This is a genomic window from Geminicoccaceae bacterium (assembly GCA_020638465.1).
Lineage (GTDB): Bacteria > Pseudomonadota > Alphaproteobacteria > Geminicoccales > Geminicoccaceae > JAGREO01.
In genome coordinates, this window is the sequence record JACKIM010000001.1 from 1,969,121 (window position 1) to 1,990,036 (window position 20,916).

General features: G+C 63.6%; 18 protein-coding genes. 11 read left to right on the forward strand and 7 right to left on the reverse strand.

Features of this window, described 5'->3' with window-relative positions; all coding sequences use genetic code 11:
* Nucleotides 1-9 precede the first annotated feature (9 nt).
* Both ftsZ and lpxC read left to right on the forward strand, forming a co-directional pair.
* Nucleotides 10-1,473, forward strand: a complete 1,464-nt coding sequence (gene ftsZ, locus H6851_09375; GenBank protein ID MCB9943814.1) for a cell division protein FtsZ — start codon at nt 10-12, stop codon at nt 1,471-1,473.
* A 194-nt stretch (nt 1,474-1,667) separates the two neighbouring features.
* The gene (gene lpxC, locus H6851_09380; GenBank protein MCB9943815.1) at nt 1,668-2,603 is read left to right on the forward strand and encodes a UDP-3-O-[3-hydroxymyristoyl] N-acetylglucosamine deacetylase; all 936 of its coding nucleotides are present in this window, start codon (nt 1,668-1,670) and stop codon (nt 2,601-2,603) included.
* Between the two features lie 17 nt (nt 2,604-2,620).
* Here the strand turns inward: lpxC and H6851_09385 are convergent, their stop codons facing one another.
* Nucleotides 2,621-3,112: a GNAT family N-acetyltransferase gene (locus H6851_09385; protein MCB9943816.1), complete on the reverse strand. Its 492-nt coding sequence runs from the start codon at nt 3,110-3,112 to the stop codon at nt 2,621-2,623.
* 302 nt (nt 3,113-3,414) lie between these two features.
* Between H6851_09385 and H6851_09390 the strand changes: the two genes are divergently transcribed.
* A complete protein-coding gene (locus H6851_09390; protein ID MCB9943817.1) occupies nt 3,415-4,872 on the forward strand; it encodes a RimK family protein in 1,458 nt (485 codons plus the stop codon).
* A gap of 237 nt (nt 4,873-5,109) precedes the next feature.
* Here H6851_09390 and H6851_09395 read toward each other — a convergent pair whose 3' ends face one another.
* Nucleotides 5,110-5,874, reverse strand: coding sequence for an inositol monophosphatase (locus H6851_09395; protein MCB9943818.1), 765 nt, complete (start codon nt 5,872-5,874; stop codon nt 5,110-5,112).
* A 95-nt stretch (nt 5,875-5,969) separates the two neighbouring features.
* Here H6851_09395 and H6851_09400 point away from each other — a divergent pair, with 95 nt between their 5' ends.
* Complete coding sequence (locus tag H6851_09400) at nt 5,970-6,791, forward strand: aldo/keto reductase (protein ID MCB9943819.1); 822 nt, start codon at nt 5,970-5,972, stop codon at nt 6,789-6,791.
* Between the two features lie 4 nt (nt 6,792-6,795).
* Nucleotides 6,796-7,404, forward strand: coding sequence for a glutathione S-transferase (locus H6851_09405; protein ID MCB9943820.1), 609 nt, complete (start codon nt 6,796-6,798; stop codon nt 7,402-7,404).
* A gap of 143 nt (nt 7,405-7,547) precedes the next feature.
* Here H6851_09405 and H6851_09410 read toward each other — a convergent pair whose 3' ends face one another.
* A complete protein-coding gene (locus tag H6851_09410) occupies nt 7,548-7,943 on the reverse strand; it encodes an acyl-CoA thioesterase (protein MCB9943821.1) in 396 nt (131 codons plus the stop codon).
* 124 nt (nt 7,944-8,067) lie between these two features.
* Between H6851_09410 and parE the strand changes: the two genes are divergently transcribed.
* Entirely contained in the window at nt 8,068-10,035 is a 1,968-nt protein-coding gene (gene parE, locus H6851_09415; GenBank protein MCB9943822.1) for a DNA topoisomerase IV subunit B, read from the forward strand.
* 12 nt (nt 10,036-10,047) lie between these two features.
* On the opposite strand, the gene glgX is transcribed toward parE, so the two are convergent.
* The 4 genes from glgX to H6851_09435 form a co-directional block, all read right to left on the reverse strand.
* Nucleotides 10,048-12,090, reverse strand: coding sequence for a glycogen debranching protein GlgX (glgX, locus tag H6851_09420; protein MCB9943823.1), 2,043 nt, complete (start codon nt 12,088-12,090; stop codon nt 10,048-10,050).
* Between the two features lie 349 nt (nt 12,091-12,439).
* Complete coding sequence (locus H6851_09425) at nt 12,440-13,930, reverse strand: hypothetical protein (protein ID MCB9943824.1); 1,491 nt, start codon at nt 13,928-13,930, stop codon at nt 12,440-12,442.
* A gap of 137 nt (nt 13,931-14,067) precedes the next feature.
* Nucleotides 14,068-14,697 carry a uracil phosphoribosyltransferase gene (gene upp / locus H6851_09430; GenBank protein MCB9943825.1) on the reverse strand — a complete coding sequence of 210 codons (630 nt, stop codon included), beginning with the start codon at nt 14,695-14,697 and terminating at the stop codon, nt 14,068-14,070.
* Between the two features lie 76 nt (nt 14,698-14,773).
* Complete coding sequence (locus tag H6851_09435) at nt 14,774-15,853, reverse strand: DUF1688 family protein (GenBank protein MCB9943826.1); 1,080 nt, start codon at nt 15,851-15,853, stop codon at nt 14,774-14,776.
* 233 nt (nt 15,854-16,086) lie between these two features.
* Between H6851_09435 and H6851_09440 the strand changes: the two genes are divergently transcribed.
* From H6851_09440 to H6851_09460, 5 genes are all read left to right on the forward strand, one after another.
* A complete protein-coding gene (locus tag H6851_09440) occupies nt 16,087-16,227 on the forward strand; it encodes a hypothetical protein (protein ID MCB9943827.1) in 141 nt (46 codons plus the stop codon).
* Nucleotides 16,224-17,765 carry a GMC family oxidoreductase gene (locus H6851_09445; GenBank protein MCB9943828.1) on the forward strand — a complete coding sequence of 514 codons (1,542 nt, stop codon included), beginning with the start codon at nt 16,224-16,226 and terminating at the stop codon, nt 17,763-17,765. Before H6851_09440 ends, H6851_09445 begins: the two co-directional genes overlap by 4 nt.
* Nucleotides 17,762-18,922 carry an aminopeptidase P family protein gene (locus H6851_09450; protein ID MCB9943829.1) on the forward strand — a complete coding sequence of 387 codons (1,161 nt, stop codon included), beginning with the start codon at nt 17,762-17,764 and terminating at the stop codon, nt 18,920-18,922. The genes H6851_09445 and H6851_09450 overlap by 4 nt, the downstream gene beginning before the upstream one ends.
* 82 nt (nt 18,923-19,004) lie before the next feature.
* Complete coding sequence (locus tag H6851_09455; protein MCB9943830.1) at nt 19,005-19,565, forward strand: TRAP transporter small permease subunit; 561 nt, start codon at nt 19,005-19,007, stop codon at nt 19,563-19,565.
* A gap of 4 nt (nt 19,566-19,569) precedes the next feature.
* Complete coding sequence (locus H6851_09460) at nt 19,570-20,859, forward strand: TRAP transporter large permease (protein ID MCB9943831.1); 1,290 nt, start codon at nt 19,570-19,572, stop codon at nt 20,857-20,859.
* The last annotated feature ends 57 nt before the right edge of the window (nt 20,860-20,916 follow it).

Consider the following 20,916-nt stretch of genomic DNA (forward strand, 5'->3'; position numbering starts at 1 on the left):
AACCTGAGTATGCCCGTGACCCACGAGCTCAAGCCCAAGATCACCGTGATCGGTGTCGGCGGTGCGGGTGGCAATGCGGTTAACAACATGATCACCTCGCATCTGGAGGGGGTCGAGTTCGTGGCCTGCAATACCGACGCGCAGGCGCTCGCCAACTGCCTGACGGATCGCAAGATCCAGCTGGGGCACACCATCACCCACGGTCTGGGTGCGGGTGCCCGACCCGAGGTGGGGTCGGCTTCCGCCGAAGAGGCCCTGGACGAAATTCTCGATCAGCTTCAGGGCTCCAACATGGTGTTCATCACCGCCGGCATGGGCGGTGGCACCGGCACGGGCGCGGCGCCCGTCATTGCCCGCGCGGTGCGCGAGCAGGGTATCCTCACGGTCGGCGTGGTGACCAAGCCCTTCCATTTCGAGGGCGCTCATCGCATGCGTCTGGCGGAAGGCGGTCTTGCCGAGTTGCAGGAATATGTCGATACCCTCATCGTCATCCCCAACCAGAATCTGTTCCGTCTGGCCAACGAGCGCACGACCTTCGGCGAGGCGTTCAAGATGGCCGATCAGGTGCTGCACATGGGTGTGCGTGGCGTCACTGATCTCATGGTCATGCCCGGTATCGTTAATCTCGACTTCGCCGACATCCGCACCGTGATGAGCGAGATGGGCAAGGCGATGATGGGCACCGGCGAAGCCGATGGCGAGAAGCGTGCCATCGAGGCTGCCGAGGCTGCCATTTCCAATCCGCTTCTCGACGAGGTGTCGATGCGCGGTGCCCGTGGTGTGCTTATCAATATCACCGGTGGCAAGGACATGACCCTGTTCGAGGTCGATGCCGCCGCCAATCGTATCCGCGAGGAAGTCGACGGCGACGCCAACATCATCTTCGGCTCGACCTTCGACGAATCGATGGAAGGCTGCATGCGTGTTTCTGTCGTGGCCACCGGTATTGAAAATGCCGAACTGCGTCAGGCGTCCGAGGCAAGGCATGCCCAGAGCATCGACGAGCCGGCCGCTGCCGAAGGGCAGGCAAGGCCGGTGGCAGCCCAGGCCAGCGGCTGGTTCCCCAAGGCGGTGCACAAGCAGCAGCCCTATCCGACGGTGATGCGGAACACGGCCGGTGCCCCCTCGTCGCGCCAGCAGAGCCCGACAGCCAATCTGCGTGCCGCCACCCGCAGCGATGGTGGCGAGGTTTCGAGTCGGCAACCCGGATTCGTGCCGCCTCCCGCCCAGACACCGTCGTTTTCCCGGGACAACCAGCCTGCAGGTCAGGATGATCGGGGCCCGAGCATCTTCGATCGTGTCCGGGGCCTGGCCTTCTCACGTCCCGCAACGGCACCGGTTCGCGAACCCGTGACCCAGGCCCGTCGCGTGGTCCAGACCCGCTCCGAAAACCAGGAGGCCGACGAAAAGCCACGCAAGGACGAGATTGGCGATATCCCGGCGTTCATGCGCCGTGAGCGTGAGAATGCCTGACAACAAACGGAACTGATTGTCAGCTTCTCCTCCTGAAGGCTTTGAATCAAATTGCCTTTGCTCTCTCCACCATCTGCCCGAGTGCGGGTGGTGGAGGCTCTTTTGCGGTTTTGGGCACAATCGTGCAGGATCAAGCGCGAATGAAACCGTCAGGGCCGGGTAGAGCACACCGTCGATAATCAAGGAGCGGTGCTTTGCAGGATAATCATGTCGTCCGGGCGCAACGGACGTTGCGGCATTCCATCGGCTGTGTGGGGGTTGGCCTGCACACGGGAGCGCGTGTCGCGGTAACCCTTCATCCGGGCGAGGCTGGCAGCGGCATCGTCTTCTGCCGTACCGACTGCGGCAATGCCGTCCCGGTTCGCGCAAGCCATGGCCGGGTCGCCGAAACCGACTTGTGCACGGCAATCGTCGATGCGGCCGGCAACCGGATCGCCACCATCGAACATCTCATGGCGGCCCTGGCGATCTGCGGCATCGACAATGCCCGGGTCGATCTGGCGGGACCCGAGATTCCCGCCATGGACGGATCGGCCCAGCCCTTCGTCTTTCTCATCGAATGCGCCGGTACGGTACCGCAGGATCGTCCACGCAATACCGTCCGTGTCGTGAAATGCGTCGAGGTTCGCAGCGGCCAGTCGCTGTGCAAGCTGGTGCCGGACCATGAACGCTCGTTCCACTGCCGTATCGACTTCCCGTCGCGGCATGTCGGCATTCAGGAGTTCTCCCTGGCCTTCGACGATGACGGCCTGCGCCACGAACTGGCCCCGGCGAGAACCTTCGGCTTTGCCGACGATGTCGAGGCACTCAGGGATCGCGGCCTTGCCCGGGGCGGATCGTTGCGCAACGCCGTGGTGATCGGTGAGCAGGGCGTGCTCAACGAGGAGGGACTGCGCTTCCCCGACGAGTTCGTTCGCCACAAGATGCTGGATGCGATCGGCGACCTTGCCCTTGCCGGATGCATCATCGGGGCGAGGTATGTGGGGATCCGCCCCAGCCACCGCCTCAACATCGCCTTGTTACGGAAGTTGTTCGACACCGCTGGCGCATATGACGTCATCGCGGGCGAGCTGCCGCCATCGGTCCCCCGCATCGACGTGCCGGCAACGTCGCTGGCGCTCAACAGCTGAAGCTGGTTGCCGGCATCTTATCCGGCAGGCGCCGCCACGGTTCGTTCGAGACGCAGGGCGGCGCAGCCGTCGGGGTAGTAGCCGGGTACCCGGGTTGCCAGGCGGTAGCCCATGCGCTCGTAACGGTTTTTGAGCGTGAGATTGTCCTCGCGGATCTCCAGCCGCATCCGTGTCGCACCGTGATCGAGGACTGCCCGTTCGGCGGCGCTGAAAAGGGTGCTGCCGAGACCGGCCCCCTGAATCCGCGGATCGACCGCCAGCGAATAGAAACGGCCGGCCGACGACCCCTTGCGGAACAGCACCAGGGCGTAACCGGCCGGGCGGCCCTCGTGCTCGACGACGATCAGTGCGGCATTGGCACCATCGGCGAAGTGTCGGAACTGCCGGGCGGTGATCAATCCGTCGTAACGGGCCGGATCGAACGCCGCTGCCTCGATGGCCGCGAGCGCTGCCGCATCGTTTCTCGTCGCTGGACGGCAAGGGGGAGCGTGTATTGATGATTTCGCCATGGCATATTTCCCTTGAAGGCGAAAATGTCCGCAAACGGATCAGCTGATGCCGGGTCCTGCCTGCCGGAATGCTCCGGTGTGATTGACAGTTGAGGACATCCCTCTGAGCGGGCTGGTCCTTCTAGATCTCTTTTCTCCAGGTTGGAATGGGGCGATTGAATCCGGATTTGCAATTGCCGAAATCGGAATTCTGGCTCTATCGGAAGTTTCCAGAACCGGCTAGATGCCTGTTCGAAGACTTGCGTGAACATCTTTGTTTCTCCAGGTGAAGGAGTAGCCGGCATGGTGATGGTCGGCGGATGTTGAATGGTTGGCTGATTGTCGTCGATCGCCTTGATGACCTCCCGCAAGGGGTTGCCGACCTGAACGCGACGACCACGCGGGACTACCTTGTGAGCCGTCCGGCCAAGACCCGGTTCACACCGAAGATCCTCAACCTTTCCCGCGACTATGCCTACCAGACCCGGGGCTATTACTGCTCGCTGCTGGCGGAGGCGCGCGGGCAGAAGGTCGTGCCCTCGGTCACCACGATTCTCGATCTGGCGCGGCGCAGCCATTACGCCTATGCGCTGCCCGACCTGGAGGATACGCTCAACCGCACCCTTCGCCGACTCGCCGAACCTCCGGTTGTTTCCTTTCGCCTGCATATCCATCTGGGCGTGGTCGACGACCCGCGCTTCGAGCGTTTCGCCGCCCAGTTGTTCGACTGGTTCCGCCATCCCGTCATCGAGGTGTCGATCCAGGCGGGAGACTGGTGGCGTATCCGGCGTATCCGCAGGCTGGCGATCACCGATCTGCACGAGGACCAGAAGGAAGCCTTTGGCCAGGCGCTGCGCCATTACATCCACCGCCGCTGGCGCAGCCCGAAGACCCGGGCCGAACCCCGCTTTTCGCTGGCTGTGTTGTGCGATCCGAAGGAAGCGCTGCCCCCGAGCGATGCCCAGACCTTCCGCCATTTCACCCGCATCGCCGAGCCGATGGGGCTGGGTGTGGAGACCATCACCCGGAGAGACCTTCCCCGGCTTGCGGAACATGACGCACTGTGGATCCGTGAAACCACCAATATCGACCACCATACCTATCGCTTTGCCCTGCGCGCCGAGCAGGAGGGCATGCCGGTCATCGACGATCCGGCATCGATCCGCCAATGCACCAACAAGGTCTATCTGGCCGAGGTTCTGGGGGCGCATGGCATCGGCACTCCCCAGACCCGGGTCATTGCTTCGCTCAGGGACATTCCCCGTATCGAGAATGACATCGGCTATCCGGTTGTGCTCAAGATTCCCGACGGCTCGTTCAGCCGCGGTGTCAAGAAGGCAGAAAACCGCGAGGAACTGACGGCCCTGACCAGGGCGATGCTGGAGGAGTCCGATCTGATCCTGGCGCAGGAGTTCATGTATACCGAATTCGACTGGCGCGTCGGCGTGCTCGACGGCGAGGCGCTGTTCGTTTCACAGTACCGGATGGCGAAGAAGCACTGGCAGATCGTCCGCCATCGCGAGGGACGCCGGGCGATCGAAGGAGGCTTCCGCACGCTCGCCATCGACGATGCCCCGGCAGAGGTGGTGTCGGCCGGCGTTCGGGCGGCACGCCTCATCGGCCGTGGCCTCCACGGCGTCGACGTCAAGCAGAACGATCAGGGTGTGTTCGTCATCGAGGTCAACGACAACCCCAATCTCGTCCACACCGTCGAGGACTCCGCCGAAGGCGACCGCTTGTGGCAACGCCTGGCCACATGGTTTCTCGACCGCCTGCGCTGAATTCTGGGTGCGGGCGGTGCCGGAACCGCGGTATGGCGCTGCATACAGGTGGGTGGAAATCTGTATGCAGCCTTGCCGAAGGTGGGAATGATCATGCCTGTCCGTTCTTGGGCCATGAAGGGCGAGAGGAGGATCATGGCATGAGACTGGCGGACAGGTAAAGGAAAATATTCCGTTCCATCGGACCGGAAAGGAACCCCGGCAAGGTATCCTTGCGATCCGGTTGCGGGAAATGTGTCAGGAGGCGGCGAAAAGCCCGTCGATGGGACCTTGCAGCGCCCTTGGGCCGGCGGCGACACGGTTGCCTTCGAACAGGCCGTCATTGGCAAGGAAATCGCAGGCGAACCCGCCCGCTTCCTCGACCAGCAGCAGACCCGCGAGGCAGTCCCAGCTGTTCATGTGCGGCTCGATATAGCCGATCAGCCGTCCGGCCGCCGTCCATGCAAGGCCGAGTGCGCCGGAACCGTGGCGATGGTACATCCCGCCCTGCTTCAGCAGGCTGTCAAGGACGGGGATGATCTCCTGCGGTGTGCTGCGGTTGGAGAACCCGACGCTCATGGTGCCGGCGGTGAAGTCCTTCGCGTCGGCGACCCGGATCGGCTCGCCGTTGAGGAAGGCGCCGCCGCCGCGACGGCCGGAGAACAATTCGTCATTGCAGGGATCGTATATGACGCCGGTCCCGATGACGCCATTGCGGCACCATGCGATCGACACGCACCAGCTGGCGATGCCGTTGAGAAAGCACCAGGTGCCGTCGATCGGATCGACGACCCAGTATCCGCCATCCGGACCGGGCTCGCTGGGTGCATGCTCCTCGCCGACAAAACCGTCCTCGGGGAACAGTTCGCCGATGCGGCGGCGGATCAGCAGTTCGACCTCGCGGTCGGCCTCGCTGACCAGATCCTGCGCGCCCTTCTGGATGATGTCGAGCTGGCCACGCCGGCGATAGTAGCGCAGGCCAAGCTGACCGGCCTCGCGTGCCACCGCTTCCGCAATCGCCAGTCGATGCGCGCCGTCCTTGAAATTCACTGATGTTCACCATTTTTCATGAGCGATGGCCGGTTTATAGAACAGGGTAGTCTGGGAGAGGAGACGTAATGATCACTGTCGAGGCCAACGGGGCAAAAATTCCATCCATCGGATTGGGGACGTGGGCTCTGCGTGGCGAGGTCGCGACCCGCATGGTCGCCAGCGCCATCGAATCCGGTTATCGCCACATCGATACGGCGGCGCGCTACGAGAACGAGGCGGCGGTGGGGGAGGGGCTGCGCGCGTCGTCCGTGCCACGTTCGGAGATCTTCCTCACGACGAAGATATGGCCGGACTGCTTTCGTGCCGACGATTTCCGTGCATCGGTCAAGGAGCGGCTCGACCTGCTGAAGGTCGACCATGTCGATCTCCTGCTGCTGCACTGGCCCAATGATGAGGTGCCCCTGGCCGAGACCATCGAGGCACTCAACTGGGCAAAGGCCACCGGCCTCACCCGGCATATCGGAGTGAGCAATTTCACGACGAGGTACATCGCCGAGGCAGTCCGGCTTTCGACGGCGCCCCTGGTGTGCAACCAGGTCGAATATCATCCCTTCCTGTTGCAGGACAAGGTGATGCAGGCGACCCGTGCCGTCGGCATGGCCTTCACCGCCTATCGACCGATCAATCGGGGCGTCGTGCAGGACAACGAGACGATCGCCGGTATCGCGAAAAAGCATGGCAAGAGTGCCGTGCAGGTAACGCTGCGCTGGCTGGTCCAGCAGGATGGCGTGGTCGCCATTCCGCGTACCTCCAATCCCGGCCGCGCGGAGGAGAACATCGACATCTTCGACTTCGGGCTCGATGGGGCGGAAATGGCCGCCATCAGCGCGCTGCGTTCGCCGGGCGGGCGCATGGTCAACCTCGACATCGCACCGGAATGGGACTGACACCATGAAATTCTACTATTCGCCGTCTTCTCCCTTCGTGCGCAAGGTTGAGGTGGCCGCCCGCGAGACCGGCCTCATGGACCGCATCGCCCTCGAACCCGTGACGGTGACGCCGGTAGCCCCCAGCGACAAGCTCATGGTGGACAACCCGTTGAGCAAGGTTCCCTGCCTTGTCACCGATGACGGCCTGTCACTGGTCGACAGTCGGGTGATCTGCGAATATCTGGACAGTCTCCATGACGGGAAGAAACTCATTCCAGCAGAACCCGGACGTCGCTGGCGTGTCCTGCGGCTGGCCGCTCTCGCCGACGAGGCCATGGATGCCGCCGTACTCACCCGCTACGAGACCTTCGTCCGTCCCGAGGACAAGCGCTGGCAGCCCTGGATCGATAACCAGCTGGCCAAGGTGACGCGCACGCTGGATCATGTCGAACCGGATGCCGGGCGCTATATGGGCCATCTGTGTATCGGCACGATCTCGCTGGCCTGTCTGCTCGGCTATCTCGACTTCCGCTATGCCGATTTGCGCTGGCGCGAGGGAAGGCCGGCGCTGGCCCGATGGTTCGAGGAGATGTCCGCACGCCCGTCGATGCAGGTTACCGTTCCGAAATAGGCGACCACGCGCTGTGTGCCAGACCGGGAACAGGCAAGTGGAGCGGGGGCGATTCCGTCGTGGATTCCACGTCCGCTCCCGGCCTCATGCAGGAGGTCGACCTCCGGCTCGTGGGCGGCCATGTCGGGATGCCATCCGGGGTATCACTCCGGCGGGACAGGGCGGGGCTTGCGGTTCTCGTCGATGGCGACATAGGTGAAGCGGCCTTCGGTGACGAGGACCTCCTCGCCGGTGCGTCCTCGCCTCGCCCAGCTTTCTATGTGGATGGCCATGGACGTGTTCCCGACCGACAGGACGTCTGCATACAGGCTGACGACATCGCCGACGAACACCGGGGCATGGAATGTCATGCTGTCGATGGCGACGGTCGCCACCCGTCCTGCCGCCCGCTCATAGGCCCGCACGCCACCGGCTATATCCATTTGCGCGAGTATCCATCCGCCGAATATATCACCGGCAGGATTGGTGTCGGCCGGCATGGCCAGCGCACGGACGGCGGGATTGCGGGGGTTTGGCACTTGACGTGACGGATCCTGCATGGCTTCTGCCTACTACCGTGAATAGAGAGCCGCGTGGGCGGGGCGAAGGTGTTGGTCCGCCATGGATACGGTGCGGGCCCGCCGCTGGCAATGACCCAGGACGGCCGAGGACAAGCGGACCTGAATGAGCGATCTTTTCGAACTGACGGATACGGCGACGAGTGCGACCTATACGGCCGAGGACATCGAGGTCCTCGAAGGGCTGGAGCCGGTGCGCCGGCGGCCCGGCATGTATATCGGGGGGACGGACGTCAATGCCCTGCATCACCTCGTGGCCGAGCTGCTCGACAACAGCATGGACGAGGCGGTGGCCGGTCATGCCAACCGTATCGAGATCGAGCTGGAAGCCGGCGATGCCATCACCATTCGCGACAATGGCCGCGGCATTCCGGTCGATCCGCATCCCAAGTTCCCCGACAAGAGCGCGCTGGAGGTGATCCTCACGACGCTGCATTCCGGCGGGAAGTTCCAGAACAAGGCTTACCAGACGGCCGGCGGCCTGCATGGCGTGGGCGTGTCGGTGGTCAACGCGCTGGCGAGCGAACTGGTTGTGGAAGTGGCGCGCGACCGCAGGTTGTACCGCCAGCGCTATGCACGCGGTGTGCCGCAGGGGCGGATCGAGGATGCGGGAGCGGTGGCCAACCGGCGGGGCACCAGCATCCGCTTCATTCCCGATACCGAGATTTTCGGCAACCGTGTCCGTTTCGATGCCGAGCGGCTGCACCGCATGGCCCGTTCCAAGGCCTATCTGTTCAAGGGTGTGGAGATTCGCTGGAGCTGCGATCCGGCGCTGGTGGAGGGGCGGTCCACGCCGGCGCGCGATACCTTCCATTTCCCGAACGGCCTGAGCGATTTCCTGGCCGGACTGCTTGAGGGCCGCGAGACCGTGCTGGACGAACCCTTCGCCGGAGAGGCCGAGCTGGCCGATGGGCAGGGGCGGGTGGAATGGGCCGTGGCCTGGCCACTGGACGAGGAAGGCTACCAGGGACTCTACTGCAACACCGTGCCGACGCCGCTGGGCGGCACCCATGAGACCGGCCTGCGGTCAGCGGTGATCCGGGCGCTCAAGGCCCATGCCGAGCGCATCGGCTACAGAAAGGCCGGCCAGCTTACTGCGGATGATGTCCTGGGCGGATCGGCGCTGCTGTTGTCGCTGTTCTACAAGACCCCGCAGTTTCAGGGGCAGACCAAGGAAAAGCTGGTCAGCAACGAGGTGACGCGGCTGGTCGAGGGGGCGGTCAAGGACCGATTCGAATTGTGGCTGGGCGACCATCCCGCCGAAGGCACGGCACTGCTCGACCATACCGTTGCGCGTGCCGAGGAGCGGCTGGCGCGCAAGCGGTCGAAGGAGGTCAAGCGGCAGTCGGCGACGCGCAAGCTGAGGCTGCCGGGCAAGCTGGCGGATTGTTCGATCGGCGACCGTCCCGGAACGGAGATCTTCATCGTCGAGGGCGATAGTGCCGGCGGTTCGGCCAAGCAGGCGCGCAACCGCGAGACGCAGGCGATCCTGCCGTTGCGGGGCAAGATCCTCAACGTCGCGTCGGCCACCGCCGACAAGCTGGCGCAGAACAAGGAGCTGCAGGATCTGGTGACGGCGTTGGGCTGTGGTGTGGGAAGGCACTGCCGGATTGATGATCTCCGCTATGAGAAGGTCGTCATCATGACCGATGCCGATGTCGATGGCGCGCATATCGCCGCACTCCTGATGACCTTCTTCTTCAGGGAAATGCGGCCACTCATCGAAAGGGGCCACTTGTTTCTGGCTCAGCCCCCGCTCTTCCGGCTCAGTCACGGCGGCACGGTGGCCTATGCCCGGGATGATGTGCACCGACAGGAATTGCTGCGTACGGTGTTCAAAGGCAAGAAGAACATCGAGGTCGGCCGCTTCAAGGGGCTCGGCGAGATGAACCCGTCGCAGCTCAAGGAGACGACGATGGACCCGGCCCGCCGCTCGCTGCTCGGTGTCGAGATCCGGGACGTCGAAGGCAAGCCGACCGGACAACTGATCGAGGAGCTGATGGGCCGCAAGCCGGAACTCCGCTTCCAGTTCATCCAGGAGAATGCGGGGCTGGTGCGCGAACTCGACGTCTGAGGGATCGTTTCTTCAGATGGGTGGCGGAGCCTGTCCCGCACGGTCTTCGAGGAGTGCGAAAGTATGGGCCGGGATCTCGACGGCGACAGCCCGGCTTTCGAGCCCGACGGGCGCGCTCGCGAGAGTGGTTCGCCAGTCGCCTTCCGGAAGCCTGAATCGGCAGGACGGGCCGGCGTTGAACAGCAGGAGAAAGCGGCCATCTTCGAGAAGGTCGCCACATTCGCCACGTTCTTCGGTAATACTGCCATCCAGCAGGAGGCCCAGCGACCTGCCGTGCCAGTCGCTGGCCGTCATCTCGCGACCCTCGGGGTGCCACCAGACGACATTGCCGTTCTCGCCGTGCATGAACCGGCGGCGGCGGAAGACCGGATGCGTCAGGCGCAATTCGATCAGGCGGCTGGTGAAGCCGAAGAGGTCGTCATCGATATCCTGCCAGTCCATCCAGCTGATGGCGTTGTCCTGGCAATAGGCATTGTTGTTGCCGTCCTGGCTGCGTCCGGTCTCGTCACCCATGAGCAGCATCGGCGTGCCCTGCGACAGCAGCAGGGTGGCCAGCATGTTCTTGCGGTCACGCAGGCGGGCGGCGACAATCTTCGGGTCGTCGGTCGGTCCCTCGATGCCGTTGTTCCATGAAAGGTTGTGCGCATGGCCATCCCGGTTGTCTTCCAGGTTGGCTTCGTTGTGCCTGTCTTCATAGGAGACGAGATCGAGCAGGGTGAAGCCGTCATGGCTGGTCACGGAATTGATGCTGGCCCACGGACGGCGCCCCTGGTGTTCGAACAGGTCGGCCGAACCGAGCAGCCGCGAGGCCAGTTCGGCGAGCTGGTCGTCATCGCCGCGCCAGAAGGCGCGGGTGGCATCGCGGAAGCGGTCGTTCCATTCCGCCCAGCCGGGCCCGAAGCCGCCCATGCGGTAGCCGTGCGGGCCTATGTCCCATGGTTCGGCGATGAGTTTGACACGGCTGAGGACGGGATCCTGGGCGATGGCGTCGAAGAAACCCGAACCCGGATCGAAGCCGCTGGCTTCGCGTCCCAGTGCCGTGGCGAGATCGAAGCGGAACCCGTCGACGCCGATCGCCTCGACCCAGTAGCGCAGCGAATCCATGGTCAGCTGGAGGACGCGCGGATGGGTCAGGTCAAGGGTGTTGCCGCACCCGGTCACATTGACATAGCCGTCAGCCGCCTCGCGGTCGATCTTGTAGTAGGAATGGTTGTCGACGCCGCGGAAGGCCACCGTCGGGCCGTTGCCGTCGCCTTCGCCGGTATGGTTGTAGACGACATCGAGGATGACCTCGATACCGGCTTGGTGAAGCTTGCCGATCGCCTCGCGCAGTTCCGTGCGCGGATCGTCGGTGGCGGCATAGCGCGGTTCGACGACGAAGAAGCCGATGGGATTGTAGCCCCAGTAATTGGTCAGGCCATTTTCGGCAAGACGCCTTTCATCGAAGAAAGCCTGACAGGGCATCAGTTCGATGGCGGTGATGCCGAGCCTGAGCAGGTGATCGATGACCGGTTTGCCGGCGAGGCCGGCATAGGTGCCGCGCAGCGCCTGCGGCAGGTCGGGATGCAGGGCGGTCAGGCCGCGGACATGCGCTTCGTAGATCACCGTCTCGGACATCGGCCGCTGCGGCCGGTGTCCGAGACGGACCGGTTCGGGGCGGGGCTCGATGACACAAAGCGGCACATCGGCGACGGGCTCGCCGTCGATTCCGGTCCATTGCAGGCCCGAGGCCCAGCGGGTGGCATAGGGATCGAGCAGGGGGCAGGACGGATCGAAGCGGTGTCCCGCCTGCGGATCGAACGGACCATGTGCGCGGTACTGATAATGCAATCCCGCCTTCGCGCCCGGCAGGAAGCCGTGAAAAATCTGGTCGGTGTGTTCTGGCAGGTCGAAGCGGGCGATTTCACGGCGGCTTGCCGGGTCGAACAGGCAGAGCTCGATACGGTCGGCATTTTCCGAAAATATGGAGAAATTCACCCCATCGGGCTCAAGGGTTGCCCCGAGCGGGAACCGCCGGCCGGGCCACAGGGTCGCCGGCCAGTCGTCGGAATTTATGGTTGAAGGAGTGGCCGTATCGGCAAACGGATCGCGAAAGTCCGGTTCGGGGCGATTGAGCAAGGCGAAGCGTCATCCTTGTTGCGTTCAGCACATTCCCCGATGTGTCGATATCGGCAAATGGCCTCTTTTCATTCATGATATCATGCTTCCCGCCAATGGCGGGCCGGTTTGTCGGGTCGCGAAACATTCCGGTGTCGCGGAAGGCTCCCCGCGCCAACAGGATATCCTTTCCCACCGGCAAGGACGGCATCCAGGGCACCAGGGCGACCGCTCCGACAGCGACGGGCATAGCACGGAACGCCGTGCCGTCGCAGCCTCGATCGCCGCTGTCCCCGTCGCCTTTTCCTCAGACAGCCTCCAGGTCCGGCTCCATCTGGTTTTCGATCCGTTGCTGCTGCTGCGGCGCAGCCATGTCCGGCAGCGAGGCCGCGGTCCGGGTCTGGCCGAGCAGCCGGTGGAGCTGGGCTGCAATATCCTCGTCGGATGACAGCAGCATCGGCTGGATGCTGAAATGCGGCCGTGTCGCGCTGAACTCTTCCATGTCTGCCCGCAGCCGCGCCAGGACACGCTCGGCCACGTCAGTCGCCATCCGCAGCGGCGACACCCGGTCTTCTCGGGCACCAGGCATGACGATCAGCTGTCCGTTGCCGCAATAGGTGGCAATATCGAACAGCGAGAGCGAATCCAGCAGGCTGGCCACCATCCGTTCCAGAAGTTCACCGGCAATCTCGTAGCCATGCTCCTGGGCAATGTCCCACAGGTCGTCGCAACGCAGCGCGAACACGGGGATCGGGTCCTGCTGCGCAGGTTTCCGGCACAGTTCGAGATAAGCCTGGAAGGTATCGCGGCTGACCGTTCCCCGGACATGCTCGTCCTTGCCTGCATCCTGGGGACTTGTGCCGGCGCGCAACATCTTGCGCCGGACAATGGCAACCTGTTGCCAGAAATGCAGTCGAAGGCGCATTTCCTCGATTGTCATCGAATTTGTGAAAACTTCCGAAATGCGATGATCTCTCATCCATTGGAACAGCCGTTCGCCATCGAGCAGCCGTTCGTCGACAAGGGCCAGTGGCAGCGGAGCGCTGCGACGATCGCTGGCCTGCCAGTTCTCCAGATCCTGCAACGATGCCTCGTCGCTGGCGCTGACGATGATGATGTCCATCGGCTCGTGCCTCAGCATCTGCGAGGCGACATCGACCCTTTCGGCATGGCTGACCGATGTCTGGGCGAGAGCCTCGGCTGCAAGGACCTTGACCTGGGACGGACGGCCGATCAGCAGCACGCGAACGGGTGCCGATCCCTTGCCGACGATGCCGGCGGTCCGGGGTGGCGGGTCGGCTGGCCGCAGCATGAGTTCTGCACGGTCGCGCATCATCACTTCATGGCGCGCCCGGGCAAGCATGGTCAAATGGCGAAGCTGGCGGCGCAGCCGGGCGTCATCCTGCAAGCCATGCCCGGCATGCATATCGTCGCATGCGCTGTCCGCCATGGCGGCGGCACGCATGCGCACTGGAAAGCGGTCGGGATGAAAGGTCAGGACATCATCGAATCCGAGGGCAAGGGCCATGGCCATGGCGCCGCGGTCGTGGGCGGCGATGCAGGCGGCGGTAGCCTCACCCGGCCGACGGGACCGGCGCAGGCGCTCGCTCAGCGCATGCGGCGATGTCGTCCCGGTGATGACGAAAAGGCCGACAACCAGTTGCCCGCGAGAAGCGGCAGGGGTGGACCCGGCGATGGTCGAGCAGGTGAAATTCTGGCCATCCTGTTCGAGCCACTGCCCGATACCGGCGATCTCGACATCGTCACCAACCAACTCGATCAGCGCATCCGTTCGCATTCGGTCTCCTTCCCCGGCAATGCATCCTTTATCTGTGGATGCTATTGGGCCGATCCGGACAGAATACGCCGAAAGGTTTTACATTTGGTTAGCGCGCGGGAAAGCAAGGCGTGCCGGCTCCGCGGCCGGGCATTCGCTCAGCGGGTGCCGTAGATCCGGTCGCCGGCGTCGCCAAGGCCGGGCAGGATATAGCCGTGGTCGTTGAGCTCACGGTCGACCGCGGCCGTGAAGACCGGTACATCGGGGTGGGCCGCGTGAAAGGTGCGCACACCCTCCGGGGCCGCAAGCAGGCAGGCCATCTTGATGTCGGTGGGGCCGCTCTCCTTGATCCGGTTCACAGCCGCGACCGCGGAATTGGCGGTCGCCAGCATCGGGTCGACGACCAGAACGGGCCGCTCCGAAATGTCCCCGGGAACCTTGTAGTAATATTCGACGGGCTCCAGCGTCTTCGGGTCGCGGTACAGGCCGATATGGCCGACACGGGCGGAGGGGATCAGGTCGAGCATGCCGTCGAGCAGGCCATTGCCGGCGCGCAGGATGGAGATGATGCACAGCTTCTTGCCTGCCAGCATGCTGGCTTCCATCGTCTCCAGCGGGGTTTCGATCGACGTCGGCTGCAACGGCAGGTTCCGCGTGATCTCGTAGCACAACAGCAGCGCCACCTCGCGCACGAGCTGACGGAACTCGGTGGTCGATGTCTCCTTGCGCCGCATGAGGGTGAGCTTGTGCTGGACCAGCGGATGATCGACGACGGTGAGTTCGGGCATGGCAGACTCTCAGGCGGAGGGCGGAAGGGACGAGGCAACCGGAATGCCCGAAGGCCCTCGGTCAACCGCCGAAGGTTTAGAAGACGGCGCCGGCAATGGCAATTGTTGCGCTGGCCTGATCGCCGGCGGAGCGGCCGGCGCGCTCGTGGGCGAGGGTGTCGATGCCGTGCAGGAGGTAGACGGTGGGAAGCTGCTCGACCGAAATGTCGAGAATGGAACGCACCCTGTCCGCCAGCCTGTCGATCAGGGCCGTCACCAGGCAGCGCAACTCGATGACAATGTCGGAGCCGGGTGGATGGATGAGACGGGAGACGGCGGCATGGCGCGGCCGGATGATGTGCAGGGCCAGCATCTGGTTGCAGCGCTCCCGGGTGGCCGGTGCCGGCATCGTGTTCAATCCCCGCAGTTCGCGGCCCGATTCGGCCAGCGGCCCGACCAGGTCCAGCATCAGTTCCTGCAGGAATGCGTGAAACGGGATCAGCCCGGGCATTGGATTGCCAATGGCAACACCCTCCATGCGCCAGATATCGCCAAGCGGTTTGCCGCCCATGAGTACGCTGCTGGCAGTGAGCGCCTGGCCGACAGGTTGCAGAAGGCGCATCAGCGAATGGGTATCCAGGTCATGCGGAAGGTGATCGAACAGGACACCGAAGCGTGCGTGCGTGCCAAACAGTTCGGGATGTTCTTCCAGCGTGTTGCGCAGCCGGGCGACGACCGGCCGCAACTGCTCGTCATCGGTGGCTTGCAGGCCATTGGCATCGACCCAGGGCATGCGCCGGTCGCCGGCATAGCGCCCCTCCAGCAGATGACGGGCGCCGGCGGCAAAGTCGCGCCGGTCAGGAAAGCGGATGCGCTCGATCAGCCAGGCCAGAGCCAGGTCGAAGCCGGTGCGCGATCGCTCGGCCGCGTCCGCACCTGCAAGCCGTTCCGCGAGCTGGTCCAGCAGGTCGGGAGCCTGTTCGGCCAGGTGCCACCATCCATTGCCCAGGGGCAGCGAATCATGTCCGTGGCGTTCGGCCAGCGTGGTCGCCACTGCACCGAGCGCATTGGTCTCGATCTCGAAATGCTCGCTGCCGTGCCGTTCGATGCGGGCAAGCACCGACCATGCGCGGTCGCGTACCTCGTCCAGTCCGAGATTCGCCTGCGATTCGGCCAAACCGTTCTCTCCTCGACCCTGTTTGCAATACCATTGTCGCCGTGCCCCATGGATCATGCAAGCGACACGCGGTATCAGCCTCCCGGTAGGGTTGTCGCGCTCACGGTCTTGACGAAAGATCAATGGCATGCGTCAAGGTTCCATGATCGCTCTCTCTGGGGTAGAGCCCTATTGTGTGGGTGGACAAGCCGTTGCGAAGGGAAATCCGGATGCCGGGTATGACCAGGAGGAGAATGCTGACGAGGATTGCCGGCCTGCTGGGACTTTCGGCTATCGCACCCATGCTGCTTCGCAAGGTGCCGTCATGCCGCTTTGTCTTCGTTGACGGCTGGATCCTGCGGGCGGACGACTTCGAACGATTGGACCGGCCTTGATTCTCGACGCCGAAACCGACGAGGCGAGGGCGGCAGCATCCGGCCGTCGTTTCGACATCGCCATCTGCGGTGCGGGACCCGCAGGGATCACCTTGGCGCTTGCACTGGCCGAATCCGGTCTCGAAGTCGCTTTGCTGGAGGGCGGCGGCCTCGAATATCTCGACAAGTCGCAGGAACTGTACAAGGGCGAGAATGGCGGTCTCGACTATTTCGATCTCGATATCGTCAGGGTCAGACAGTTCGGCGGATCGACCAATCACTGGGGAGGATGGATCCGGGCACTCGACGGCGATGACTTCGGGGCACGTCGGCAGGTGCCGATGTCGGGCTGGCCGATCACCAAGGCCGATCTCGACGTTTATGCCGACAGGGCCCGGTCGATCCTCGATGTTTCACAGGGCGAATCCGTGGGTAATCCCGACGAGCCGCTCGGCCACACTTTCGAGGGCATGCAAAGTGCGGGCTTCATTGTCACCGATGCGGTGCGCTTTGCGGAGAAATATGTCGAGGACATTCGCAAATCGGAGCGGATCCGGCTGTTCCTGCATTGCAATGTCATCGACATGACGCTGGCGGACAATCTTGCCGCTGCGCAGAGCGTCACTTGCGCGTCCTACGAGCGACCGGATCGCTTCACGATCGGGGCCGAGCGCTTCGTGGTCGCCATGGGCGGAATCGAAAATCCCCGCTTCCTGCTGAATGCCAGCAGGCAGATTTCGACAGGTATAGGCAATGAGCGCGATCTGGTAGGTCGTTACTTTGCCGAACATCCCGATGTGTGGGTGGGCTTCTATCTGGTAAGGCCCGACCTGCCGTCCTATCCCGGGCCATCCTTCCTCGTTCCGGATGCGCAATGGACGGCAATGCGGCGGACCCTGCGCTATTGCCTTGCCGTGGGTGAGCACAAGGAAGAGTCGAGCTGGTCGATGGCGACGCTGAAGGCGAGGCTCGAGCACTGGGCCTGCAAGTCGGACTGGACGCTGTCGATCGTGCATCTGCTGCGTTCGGGCATGAAGGCCGGGCAGGCACTGTGTACCGACGATCTCGAAACCATCGACGGTCTGCCCGGAGCGGGCAATCTGCGCATCTTCACCGAGCAGGCGCCGAATGCGGAAAGCCGCGTGATGCTGGCGGGCAGCGAAGACCGGTTCGGCCTGCGCCGCGCCAGACTCGAATGGAACCTGGCACCCCTGGATTTTCACACCATGCGCGAGGCGGTCAGGAGCTTTGGCGAGGAACTCGCCATGGCCGATCTGGGCCGGGTGCGCATGGCGGACTGGCTGAGGGCCGACGAGCCGGAGTTTCCGTCCACGCTCACGGATCGGGTCGCCCATCATCATCATTTGTGTACGACCAGAATGGCGGACGATCCCCAGTTCGGGGTCGTCGACAGGAATTGCAAGGTGTTCGGTATTGCCAACCTTTATATTGCCGGTTCGAGCAATTTCACCACGGGTGGATATGCCAACCCGACTTTCACCATCATACAACTGACATTGCGGCTGGCGGATCACCTGCGCGCGCAGGCGGGGCGATGAGCCGGGGGCCGGGCCGCGACGAACTCGTCACCCGGTGTGGCAGGACACAGGCGCTGATGGAGGCCATGGGGCTCGACCTGCTGTTGGCGACCACCGAACCCGAGGTTCGCTATCTCACGGGTTTTCGCACTCCGTTCTGGCAGAGCCCGACCCGTCCCTGGTTCGTGCTGCTGCCGCTACGTGGAGCGCCGCACGCCGTCATTCCCGCCATCGGCGAAGTGTGCATGGAGCGCTGCTATACCGCCTCGATCCGGAGCTGGCCTTCGCCGGCTCCCGAGGACGAGGGGGTTACCCTGCTGGCGGCGACGATCAACGAACTCGTCAGCGGCCGGTGCCGGGTCGGTCTCGCCATGGGTCCGGAGACCCATCTTCGTATGCCACTTGGCGACTTCGCGACGCTCAAGGCGCTGCTGCCCGGCGTGATATGGCGCGATGCCACGCGGATCTGGCGCCAATTGCGCATGGTCAAGAGCGAGCGCGAGATCGCGTGCATCCGCGAGGCAGGACAGCGAACCTGCGACGCCTTCGAGGCGCTGGGGGCGTATCTGGAGCCGGGGCTGAGCGAGATCGAGATCTTTCGCCGAATGCGGATCGAAGCCCTGCAAGCGGGCGTTGACGACGTTCCCTATCTGGTCGGCGGTGCCGGCAGGGGCGGCTATGGCGACATCATCTCGCTGCCCACGTCGCGGCCTGTCGGAACCGGTGACGTCCTTGTTCTCGACGTCGGGGCGACGTTCGATGGCTACCATTGCGATTTCGACCGGAACTTTGCCGTTGGCCAGCCCGATGCCGCGGTCAGTGAAGCCTATCGGCAGGTTCATGAGGCGCTGGATGCCGGACTGGAGGCGGTGCGGCCCGGTGCCAGCTGTGCCGATCTGCATCGGGTCATGTCGACTGTGCTCCGCGGTCGGGGTGGCGGTCGCGATGCGGGCAATGTCGGCCGGCTCGGCCATGGCATCGGCATGCAACTGACCGAGTGGCCGTCGATCACGGACACGGACGATACCGTTCTCGAAGTCGGCATGGTTCTCGCCCTTGAGCCCGGCCTCGTCTTCAGTGGTGACAGGGCCATGGTCCATGAAGAGAATATCGTTGTCAGGGACCAGGGTGCGGAACTGCTGACCCGCCGCGCGCCACCGGTCATCCCGGTGATCTGACCCGTCACTGTCATCCGTCCTTTGGTCGCCTGTCCCATGCGTGCTATGGCTGTCCCGATAAATCCGGGGAGGACCAGCCCATATGCAAGCCATTGCCGGGGCCATCCATGTGCTTGCGTCAATCAACAAGGCCGTTTCGGCCGTCGCCAGGGTCGTGAGCCTGTCGCTGATGGGGATCATGCTGGCGATCATGGTCACGGCCGTGTTCTTTCGCTATGTGCTGAACGATTCGCTGACCTGGTCGGAAGACGTATTGTTGATGATGGCCATCTGGATGACGTTCTGCGTCGCTCCGATCGCTTATCGTGTCGGTTCCAACGTGTCGCTCGACACGCTCGCCAGTCGTCTTCATGGGCGCGTCGCCCATGGGCTCGGGTTCATGACCCATCTGCTGATCCTGCTCCTGCTGGTCTTCCTCGCTATCCAGACGATCGGCTTCATCCAGCGTGGCTGGCAGATTCGCGCCAACACGGTGCCGATCCAGATGGCCTGGATCTACATGATCATGCCGGCTGCGTTCATTGCGATGATCCTTGCCGGCATGGAGCGGGGATTGCGGGATCTGGTCGGTATTATCGATCCGCTCGATGAACTGGCGATACCGCCGCAGCCTTCGGCGGACATGCAGGTGGCGGAGGATTGAGGCCATGTCGATTGCCTTTTTCTGGCTCTTCCTCGTCTTCATGGCCATCGGCATTCCCGTGGTGTTCGTGCTGCTGCTCGCGCCGGGCATCAGCCTGTTCCTCGATGGCAAGATGGCGCTCTATCCCCAGCTTTTGAGCCGTCTCTACAACGGTATGTACAGCTTCCCGCTCATGGCCATTCCCTTCTTCATCCTGGCCGGCGAGCTGATGAACTCGGGGGGAATCACGCGCAGCCTGGTGCTGTTTGCGCAGAGCCTCATCGGTCACGTGCGCGGTGGCCTGGCGCAGGTGAACATTCTCTCCTCGATCCTGTTCGCCGGATTGTCGGGATCGGCGGTGGCGGATACGTCGGCCCTCGGTTCGATGCTGATTCCGGCGATGGAAAAGCAGGGTTACACGCGCCGTTTCGCTGCCGCCGTGACTGCGGCTTCCTCGGTGATCGGTCCGATCATTCCACCATCGGGGATCATGATCATCTATGCCTTCATCATCAAGGAAGTATCACCAGCGGGACTGTTTGCGGCCGGCATCGTTCCCGGGTTGCTGGTAGGTGTCGGGCTGATGCTGGTCACCGCCCATCTGGCCAGGAAACGCAACTATCCGGTGGCCGCGCGCAAGGCCACATGGCCGGAGCGGGGGCGGGCGCTGAGGGAGGCCTTCTGGCCGCTGTTGACTCCCATCATCATCCTCGGGGGCATCCTGGGAGGGATCTTCACGCCCACCGAGGCTGCCGGCGCGGCTGCTGGTTATGCGCTCGTGCTGTCGCTCTTCGTGCTGCGCACGGTGTCCTTCAGCGAATTGCCGGCCGTTCTGTTCCGGGCGGCCATGGCATCGGGAGTCATCATGCTGCTGGTAGGAGCGGCGGTATCCTTCGCCTGGGTGGTCACGATCTCGGGAGCGCCGCGGGTCATGACCCAGTTCGTCCTGTCGATCTCGGATAATCCCTATATCCTGCTGTTCCTCATCAACCTCCTGCTGCTGTTCATCGGCATGTTTCTCGATGCAGGACCGGCCATTCTGATTCTCGGCCCCATCCTCTCGCCGATCATGGCCCGGCTCGGTGTCGAACCCTTGCACTTTGCCATCGTCATGTGCGTGAATGTCACGGTTGGTCTGGCGACTCCGCCCATGGGTCTCGTTCTGTTCACGGCAGCCTCGATCAGCCGGGAGAAGGCCGAGGCGATCGCCTGGGAAATGCTGCCGTTCCTGGCCGTCGAGGTCGCGGTCATTTTCCTGATCACCTTCATTCCGGCACTTTCGCTGACCGTTCCCCGTTTGCTGGGCTTCGCCTGAGGCAAGGCCGGCCGTCACACCGTCAACCCGCTGTTAACCCGGGCCGGGTAGTCTCGC